Origin of the sequence: Streptococcus salivarius, assembly GCF_000785515.1 — a bacterium.
GTDB classification, from domain to species: domain Bacteria; phylum Bacillota; class Bacilli; order Lactobacillales; family Streptococcaceae; genus Streptococcus; species Streptococcus salivarius.
This window is the reverse complement of sequence record NZ_CP009913.1, coordinates 1,565,234-1,576,079: the sequence shown is the minus strand read 5'-3', so window position 1 is coordinate 1,576,079 and position 10,846 is coordinate 1,565,234. Positions and strand designations below refer to the sequence as shown.

The following is a 10,846-nucleotide window of genomic DNA, read 5'->3' as shown; positions in this document are numbered from 1 at the left end:
TCAACATAGTTAGTTAAACTATTTCAGTTTTCGAAAAAAGAGACTCATCCCGATAGGGGTGGGTCTTTTTTGTGTCTGTTTCGAGATTGTTTTTATTTATATTAAAAAATTAGATAAAAATTGAAAGGTGAGGGGGGATACTTCAAAAAGACATTAGTGACTTAGATTTTAGGGAAAGATTCCTATAAATAGCGATAGGCATGAAAATACTTATATGAAAAGGTTTGTTGATTTTCATAAGAGCATAGTTACCCATCGCAACTTGTTTTTTATATTGATTAAAAATTAGAGAAAATGCTTGCCTAAAGATTAAAAAAAGGATATGATAGACTTCGGAAGAAGGTTAATAAATGTATAGAGTGCGTGTTTTTTCAATAACGTCTTCGTTTTTTTGACGTGCCTTGGGGTACAAGGATTAACATATAGGAAGATTTTGAATGAAACAAGCAAATCATGTTTTTGAAAAAGTGACAAAGTACGCCATTCGTAAGTTGTCAGTAGGTGTAGGGCCAGTTGCTATCGGGACATTCTTGTTAGCAGGTGGTCTTTTCGTGTCTAAACCGGTTTCAGCGGACCAGGTTACGACAGATGCGTCGGTGCATATGGCCTATGTCACTGAAAATGAATTGACAGCTGAAGAGCAGAAGCAAGTGGTACATGCTATTCCCAAGGAATATCAAAATGATGACACTTTTTATCTGGTCTATAAACGCAAAGGAGACAGTCAAGCTACTCTTCCACAGACAGGAAGCTCTGACTGGGCAGTAACAGGTTTGGGACTGGCAACAGCGACTATGGCTGTGCTGCTCTTTTCAAAAAAACATCGAAAGAAAATTATTGGTTTGGTCTTGATTGGGGCCGCAGGGCAAAGTCTACTTGTGCCCATAGAGGTTCTTGCTTTGCAAAACAAGGAGTTACAGGCCTATAATCAGACTCTTGCTGTTTCAACTGAAGCAGATTTGGCCAAGGGTGTTATTGCAATCGATGGTTATGAGTATGTTGGTTATCTGCGTTACTCAGCAAAACCAGAGCTTGAACAACCTTTGGAGAATACTATCAAAGGACTTGAGTCTTCAATAAAAGAAGATAATACAGTTAGTCAGGGGACAGCTGATAAGGATAGTAAGGGAATCAGTTGGCAAAAAGGGACTCAGGAGCCAGGTCATGAGGGCGAAGCTCTAGTTCAACCTGCTACCCCAGAGAACACTGGACCAATTAGCGCTAAAGGTACGCAAGAATCAGGTCATGAAGGTGAAGCAGCTGTTCAACCTGCTAATCCAGAGTATACGGGCCCAATCAGTGCTAACGGCACACAAGAAGTTGGCCATGAGGGTGAAGCATTGGTTCAACCCGCCAATCCAGAATATACTGGTGTTATCAGTGCTAATGGTACTCAAGAAGTCGGTCACGAAGGCGAAGCATTGGTTCAACCCGCCAATCCAGAGTATACCGGCCCAATCAGTGCTAACGGCACACAAGAAGTTGGCCATGAAGGCGAGGCTCTAGTTCAACCCGCCAATCCAGAGTACACTGGTTCAATCAGTAGCGATACTACAAGTGCCAATGGTACTCAGGAAGTTGGTCATGAGGGTGAAGCATGGGTTCAACCAGCGGCTCCAGAATATACCGGCCCAATCAGTGCTAACGGCACACAAGAAGTTGGCCATGAGGGAGAAGCATTGGTTCAACCTGCCAATCCAGAGTATACGGGCCCAATCAGTGCTAACGGCACGCAAGAGGTTGGTCATGAAGGAGAGGCAGCTGTTCAACCTGCTAACCCAGACTATACAGGCAAACTGGAAGCCAAGGGGACACAAGAATCAGGCCACGAAGGTGAGGCCCTTGTTCAACCTGAGAATCCAGAGTATACCGGCCCAATTAGTGCCAATGGTACTCAAGAAGTTGGTCATGAGGGAGAAGCAGCTGTTCAACCCGCCAATCCAGACTATACAGGTAAACTAGAAGCTAAAGGTACACAAGAAACCGGTCATGAGGGCGAGGCAACTGTTCAACCTGCTAACCCAGACTATACAGGTAAACTGGAAGCCAAGGGTACACAGGAAACCGGTCATGAAGGTGAGGCTCTAGTTCAACCTGAGAATCCTGTTCATACCCCAGTTGTCGGTAGTATCACAGAGACTGAAACGCAAGCCATCGATTATCCTATCGAAGTGATTACGGATGATAGCAAGTATGTGGATGAAGAAGTTGTCGAACAAGAGGGGCAAAAAGGTAGCCAAGAAATCCAGAAAATTTACCAAACCATTGATGGTGTTAAGGTTGGTGAGCCGACTATTGTGTCAGGTAAGGTTATTGAGGTGCCACAACCTAGAAAAATCCGTCGTGGCAGCAAGCCTCTAGATGGCACAACGACCGAAGAATCTATTGTAGAGCTTCCATTTAAAGAAATTGTCCAAGAAGATGACACACTTGAGAAGGGTACCTTGCAGGTTGTCCAAGAAGGTCAAAAAGGCCAAAATAAAATCACCAAGGTTTATAAGACCTATAAGGGAAACAAGACTGTTGAAGAACCAACTGTTACTGAAACAGTGCTAGTGCCTGTCCAAGATCGTATCGTTCGCAAAGGAACTAAGGTATCTGAAAAACCAGTGCTTACGCTGACACAGATTGGCAAGGATGATTTGGGTCGCAGTGCTAAACTTAGCTACAACTTGACTAATCCAGGTTCAGCAGCTATCACGACTATTAAGGCGGTCCTCAAGCAGGATGGGCAAGTTGTTCAAACGCTTGATATTCCTAGCACGACCTTGACTGCTGATTTAACAAACTTAGACTATTACAAGCCATATACTCTCACAACAACCATGACCTTTGATCGTGGCAATGGTGAGGAGAGTCAGGTCTTGGCAGACCAAACTCTCCAACTGGATTTCAAGAAGGTTGAGCTTAAAGATTTTGCACGTACAGATTTGATCAAGTATGACAATCAAACAGAAGTGGATGAGACTCGTCTGACAGCTGTGCCTCAGGATCTCACGAATTACTACTTGAAACTGACTTCTGCGGATCAAAAGACGACTTACTTGGCAGTGAAAGCTATCGAAGAAACAACAGTGGATGGCAAGGCGGTTTATAAGGTAACTGCAGAAGCGGACAATTTGGTTCAACGTGATGCCCATAACCATTTTGCCCAAACCTATAGCTATTACATTGAGAAACCTAAGGCTAGCCAAGCCAATGTCTACTATGATTTTGCTGACTTGGTCAATGCCATTCAAGCAAATCCATCAGGTGAATTTAGACTTGGTCAAAGCATGAGTGCTCGTCACGTCGTTCCAAACGGCAAATCATACATTACGACAGAATTTACTGGTAAGTTGCTCAGCGATGGTGACAAACGCTTTGCCATCTATGACTTAGAGCATCCATTGTTTAATGTTATCAATGGCGGAACTATCAAAAACATCAACTTTGAAAATGTAGATATCAATCGCCCTGGCCAAAATCAAATCGCGACGGTTGGATTTAACCTTAAAAATAAAGGTCTGATTGAAGATGTTAAGGTGACTGGTTCAGTTACTGGTAACAATGACGTGGCTGGTATCGTCAATAAGATTGATGAAGATGGCAAGATTGAGAATGTCGCCTTTGTCGGTAAGATTGACTCTATCGGTAATAACTCGACAGTTGGTGGGATTGCTGGTTCAAACTACATGGGATTTGTCAACAGAGCCTATGTAGATGCGACTATTACAGCTCAAAATGCCAATGCAAGTATGCTGGTGCCATTTGTCACTTACATGCTTAACAGTTGGAAGTCAGGAACTAAGGCCAAGGTGACCAATTCAGTAGCCAAGGGTGTGCTTGATGTCAAAAACACACGAAATGTCGGTGGTATTGTCGCTAAGACATGGCCATACGGTGCTGTTCAAGATAACGTGACCTATGCCAAGGTTATCAAAGGCCAAGAAATCTTTGCTTCGAATGATGTTAATGATGAAGATGGTGGTCCATACATCAAAGATCTCTTTGGCGTTGTTGGTTATAGCTCGGCTGAAGATGGTACTGGTAAAGATACCAAGAGTCCTAAAAAACTCAAACATTTGACTAAGGAAGAAGCTGACAAGCGTGTTGAAGGTTACAAGATTACAGCTGATACATTTGTCAGCGAGCCATACGCGTTGAACACCCTTAACAACGCTTCTAGTCAAGCAGATTTTGTCAATATTCAAGACTATAATACAGCATACAAGCAGGCATACAAGAATATTGAGAAATTCCAGCCATTCTATAACAAGGATTATATTGTTTACCAAGCAAACAAACTGGCTAAGGATCACAACTTGAACACTAAAGATGTGCTCTCAGTAACTCCAATGAATGACAGTAATTTTGTCACTGACCTAAGTGCCGCTAATAAAATTATTGTTCATTATGCTGATGGTACCAAAGACTACTTCAAGCTTTCAGAGAGTTCAGAAGGGTTGAGCAATGTTAAAGAGTACACTGTTGCTGATTTGGGTATCGCGTACACTCCAAATGTCGTTCAAAAAGACCACTCAAGTCTTATCAATGGTATTGTTGATATTCTTAAGCCGATTGAGTTGCAGTCTGATCCGATTTACCAAAAACTGGGTCGTACCGGTCCAAACAAGGTCAATGCTATCAAGAACCTCTTCTTGGAAGAAAGTTTTGACGCTGTTAAGGCTAATTTAACTAACCTGGTGACTAAGCTGGTTCAAAATGAAGACCACCAGCTTAACCAATCACCAGCTGCCCAACAAATGATTCTTGACAAGGTTGAGAAAAATAAAGCGGCCCTCTTGTTAGGTTTGACTTACTTGAATCGCTACTATGGTGTGAAGTTTGATGATGTTAATATCAAAGAAATTATGCTCTTCAAACCAGATTTCTATGGTAAAAATGTGGATGTCCTTGACCGTTTAATTGAGATTGGCTCTAAGGAAAATAATATCAGCGGTTCAAGAACCTACGATGCTTTTGGTGAAGTTCTCGCCAAAAGTACCCTTTCTAGTGATCTGACCGACTTCCTTAATTACAATCGAAAACTCTTTACCACTATCGACAATATGAATGATTGGTTCATCGATGCTGCTAAGGATAAGGTCTACGTTGTTGAGAAGGCATCTCAAAATGAAGGTGTCGGTGAGCACAAGTATCGTGTTTATGATAACCTTAGTCGTGGTCTCCACCGCAAGATGATTTTGCCATTGTTGAACCTTGATAAGACAGAGATGTTCTTGATTTCTACCTATGACACCATGTCTTATGGTACGGCTAACAAGTACAATACAAGCTTAGAGAAGTTGAAACCTGAGATTGATCTAGCCGCTCAACGTCAAATCAACTATCTTGATTTCTGGCAAAGATTGGCTGCGGATAATGTCAAAAACAAATTGTTCAAAGACATTGTCAATCCAGTCTGGGAAGGTTTCTATGTCTGGGGCCATGGTTGGCCAGGTTGGCCAGAGCGCTACGGCCAATTCAAGAACAGTACAGAAGTCTATGCGCCAATCCGTGAAATCTATGGACCAGTCGGTGAGTACTATGGTGATAACGGAGCCATGGCCGGTGCCTATGCTGCCATCTACGACAATCCATACGATAATCGTGCCAAGGTTACCTTCGTCATGTCTAACATGATTAGCGAGTACGGTGCTTCAGCCTTTACCCATGAAACGACTCATATCAATGACCGTATTGCCTACTTTGGAGGTTTTGGTCGTCGTGAGGGAACAGACGTTGAAGCCTATGCCCAAGGAATGTTGCAATCACCAGCGACTCAGGGCCACCAGGGTGAATACGGCGCCTTGGGACTTAACATGGCCTTTGAAAGAGAAAACGATGGTAACCAGTGGTACAACACCAATCCAAACAAGTTGAACTCTCGTGAAGCCATTGACCGTTACATGAAGGGCTACAACGACACCCTCATGCTTCTTGATTCGCTGGAAGGAGAAGCAGTCCTAAGTCAAGGCAAGCAAGAGCTCAATAACGCATGGTTCAAGAAGGTCGATAAACAGCTACGAGGCAATAGTAAGAACCAATACGACAAGGTGCGTGCTCTAAGTGATAGCGAAAAGGCTATTAGCTTGACCTCTATTGATGACCTTGTGGATAATAACTTCATGACCAATCGTGGACCTGGCAATGGTGTTTATAAACCTGAGGACTTCTCTTCTGCCTATGTCAATGTGCCAATGATGTCTGCCATTTATGGTGGTAATACCAGCGAGGGATCTCCAGGTGCCATGTCCTTCAAGCACAATACCTTCAGACTCTGGGGTTACTACGGCTATGAAAAAGGCTTCTTAGGTTATGCGACCAACAAGTATAAACAAGAAGCAAAAGCGGCTGGTAAGAACACCCTTGGTGATGACTTTATCATTAACAAGATTTCTGATGGCCAGTTCAACACCCTAGAAGACTTCAAGAAGGCCTACTTCAAAGAAGTGAAAGAAAAAGCGTCTCATGGTTTGACAACCGTTACTATTGACGGTACATCAGTAAGCTCTTACGATGATTTGTTAGCCTTGTTTAAAGCGGCAGTCGCCAAAGACGCTGCAAGTCTTAAAACAGATAATAATGGCAATAAATCTGTATCTACAAGCCATACGACAAAACTCAAAGAAGCTGTCTATAAGAAACTCCTACAAGAGACAGATAGTTTCACAAGTTCTATTTTCAAATAATAGGTGAAAGAATCCCTTTTGGTAAACGCCAAAGGGATTTTTGAATCTGTTGAGAATATGGGAAGTAGGAGCCTCTAGGTCAGTATTGGCAAGGGATTGAGAGAGATGTGGGTTGAGCCATTAAAACATTTTCTTTTTGAAGGGAGAGAATTTTGTATTTTAATAAATATCACCAAAACTAAAAAATAGCGTTAGAGTGACGAATGTTTTTAATAAAAGATGGTTTGATATAAAAGTATTTTAAAAATTATAAAACTGACAAAATAAGGAATTGTGCTAAATAAAAGCACGAACGTTTTGAAGTTTCAAAGGACTTATATAAAAGTTTTAAATTAATGTTTTCTAATAAAAGTTAAACTTTTACACAATTATTAGCATATATTTGACAATTTAATAATTATAGTATAAAATGGAAACTGTATATAAAGTAATTTGGATATTGAGGAAATTTATTATTATGAGAGATATGTTTAATAAACGCCAACGTTTTTCATTAAGGAAATACAGCTTTGGTGTAGCCTCTGTCCTTTTGGGAGTTTCAATCTTCTCAAATGCACAGGGTGCCCAAGCTGATGAAACGGTAGCACCAACTACCGCAGGTATGGAAACAACTGCTGAGCCAGATGTCGTCGTGGAGCAATCAACGCCAACAACAGCATCAGTAGCTCCAGCAACAACAGAAAATGCACCAAGTTCAGTCTCTACTGTGGCCTTGGCTAGTGAACAACCACACTCAGCAGCTCAAGACAGCCAAGCGGCTTCAACAACTAGTCAAACAGCAGCTAGTTCAGAAGTAGCTTCTCAGGCTGCATCGCAAGCGAGCTCTGAGTCTGCAGCAGCGACTGCTTCATCTGTAGCGACTAGTGCACAAGCTCTTAACTCAACAGCTGTAGCAGAAGCACCAGCTGCTGGTCAAGTATCAGCACAAACAAGTGCGGCTGCTTCAGTTGCGACTGCAGCAGAAACTGCAAGTGCAGAGTCTACAACTAACGCTGTAAATAGCGTCCTTAAAGTAGCGACTAGCGAGTTGGCCGTGACAAGCAGTGAATTGAATGCTGCTGAAGCAAGTCTTAACTCTGAAAATCTCATCAATGCTATGGGACTTGCGGTCTCAAACCGTAGCCTTCGTACAGCTGATGCGGTTGCTGTTTTGACAAATGCTGGAGCAGGCTCAACAAACCCTGACTTGACAAACCTTGGCTATAAGCTAGATTACTTACCAGAAAAGCAACAATATTTTGTAAATATTGACTATATCAACAATCTTAAAGTCGGTCGTGATAACCGTGGGGGGTTGAGGCCTTATGACTTTATTGTAAACGGTAATTTCTTTGTTACACCAAACTATGCTAACCTTGGTATTATTGACTATGTTGATGAGGCAGGAAACAAGATCCCTGGATCTTCAACCTACCGTATCAATAACTCAACTGAAACAATCACAGCAAACGGTAAGACTTACAATAAAATCTACGATGCTGGTGTAACAGAACTTCCACCAGTACCAGCAGGATACCGCATCAAGTATGCATCTGCTGACAAATCTAAAGCTAATGCTTACGTAGATGTCTTGAAGTCAGAACGTCAATACGACTATAACAACGGTATTGCAACAATCCGTTCAGAACGTGCTTGGGACCGTAACCAAAGCCGTGTGGTTGACCTTGTGCAATTTGCCAATGGTTCACAAGGTTTGGACGCTTCAATTGATGCCAATGGTGGTGGTCAATACCTAGCTCCAGGTTACCGTTACCACATTATCGTGGAAAAAGACACTAAAGATGTTACTAAAGCAACAAGTCAAACAGTGACATACACTGGTGCTGATGCGAAGACACCAGCTACCAACACTCAAAATGACTTTAGCTTCAACGGTAAAGAAGATCCTACAACTAATACAACAACTTGGACTGAAACGACTCACACTTATGGAACAGTTAAGACTCCAGTTGTTATTGGTTACTACGCCGATAAAGCTGTAGCAGGTGGTAAGACAGTTACTCCGGATGCACCAAATGCAACAGACACAGTGACATACAAAGCCTTTGGTAAATTTATCGCTGTGGATGAAAATGGAAATCCAATTCCAGGTGTATCAACAACTGCCTACACGAACGATCCAAATGATGCAACTAAGATGATTGCCATCGACAAGACACTTCCAAGCATTCCTGGCTACACTGTTAAAGTCATCCCTGCATCACCATCAAATCCAGGTGAAGATACTCGTGTTGTTTACGTAGCAATCGTTAACGATGTGACTAAGGCGACTAAACAAACTGTTACCTTCCAAGGTGCTGGCGATAAAACTCCAGCTGCAGATGTGAAATCTGACTATACCTTTGCAGGTAAGGATAACCAAGCGACTGGTAAGGTGACTTGGCATGAAACTAGCCACACTTACGGTACAGTTAAGGTTCCTGTTGTGAATGGCTACTTTGCGAATAAAGCCGTAGCAGGTGGTAAGACAGTAACACCAGATGCTCCAGAAGCAACTGATACCGTAACTTATAAGGCCTTTGGTAAATTTGTCATTGTTGATGAAAATGGGAACCCAATTCCAGGTGTGTCAGATACTGCCTACATCAATGATCCTAACGATCCAACTAAGATGATTGCAGTTGACAAGAACTTGCCAACTATCCCAGGTTACACTGCTAAGGTAGTACCTGCAACACCAGGTGACTTGTCTAGCAATACTAAGGTTGTTTACGTTAAGAATGATCAAAAAGCAAGTGTTGTTTACCGTGATGAAACAAGTGGTTCAACCCTTGAAACAGTTGCCTTGGCTGGTAAGTCTGGTGAAGCGGTTAACTATTCAACAGCTGAACGTATCAAACACTATCAAGGCCTTGGTTATGTCCTCGTAACAGATGGTTACCCAGCTGGTGCAAGCTTTGACTTGGATAGCACAGTTGACCAAGCTTGGACAGTAAGCTTCAAACGTGTAGCACTTGACTTTAATCCAGACAATGCTCACGAACCAGGAACACCAATCTATCCTAACCAACCAAACGGTCCAAAATGGCCAGCTAAGGATGCTTACCTTAAAGATGTGACATACACTGTTCACTATGCAAGCAAAGATAGCAATGCTAAATTGCCAGCAGACAGTGTTCAAAAAGCACAATGGAAACGTTCATTGACGCTTGACTCTGTAACAGGTGATATTCTTACTGCAGGTGAATGGAAGGCAGATAAGACTAAGTTTGATCTCGTGATTACACCAATGGTTAAGGGTTACTTCGCCGATAAAGGCCGTGTGGCTTCTCAAGATGTCACTATGGACAGCAAGGTTGAGACTGTAACTTACACGAAATTTGGTAAGATTATTGCCGTTGACGAAAAAGGGAATCCAATCCCAGGTGTTGAAGCAGTTACTTACACAAATGATCCTAACGATCCAACTAAGGCTGCTATGACTCTTGTTCCTGAAGTGAAAGGTTACAAGGCTGATAAGACTGGTGTGACACCAAGCAACCCTGGTGAAGATACAAAGGTTGTTTACAAGGTGGTTAATGCACAACCTGCTAAACCGACAGTTAACAAAGAAGTTGGTACTATCGTTGTTATCTACCGTGACGAGTATGGTAACCAAATCAAGATGCCACTTGTGATCACTAACTCTGTTGGTTCAGAAGTTAATGTTCATGGTGACCGTTACATCTACCGTAACGGTGTGAAATATGAATTGATCCGTCAAGAAGGTAAATCCACAGACAAGATGACAGAAGGTCAAACAGTTGTAACTTACATCTACCGTAAAGTCGAAGATGGCTCAACACCATCAAACGGTAACGGTGGTCAATCTGGAAGTTCAACATCTAAGGCTGTCAAAGCAACTTCAAACGGTTCTAAAGGATCTAAGGGTTCTGGATCTGGTTCAGCTGCTGATGGAGCATCAGATGGTAAAGGTTCAGATAAGAAGAAATCTGGAAACAAAGATGGTAAGAAGGCAGATGGCTCTGATAAAGCTAAAGAAGGCGATGAACAATTGCCAGTAACAGGCGAGTCAGATAACAACCTTGCAGCAATGGGTGTTGTTGTTATGGGACTCATGTCAGGACTTGCGGCTATGAATCGTCGTAAAAACCAAGACTAAGATTTCCAAACCTTATCTCTCATAAATTCCAAAAATAAAATCTCTCTCGAGTGAATTGCTCGGAGAGATT

At 42.3% G+C, this 10,846-nt stretch carries 2 protein-coding genes; both read left to right on the top strand.

Features of this window, described 5'->3' with window-relative positions; genetic code table 11:
• The first annotated feature begins 437 nt into the window (after positions 1-437).
• Complete coding sequence (locus SSAL8618_RS07240; RefSeq protein ID WP_038676464.1) at positions 438-6,674, top strand: ZmpA/ZmpB/ZmpC family metallo-endopeptidase; 6,237 nt, start codon at positions 438-440, stop codon at positions 6,672-6,674.
• A gap of 457 nt (positions 6,675-7,131) precedes the next feature.
• Complete coding sequence (locus SSAL8618_RS07235; RefSeq protein ID WP_038676462.1) at positions 7,132-10,776, top strand: mucin-binding protein; 3,645 nt, start codon at positions 7,132-7,134, stop codon at positions 10,774-10,776.
• Positions 10,777-10,846: the final 70 nt, after the last annotated feature.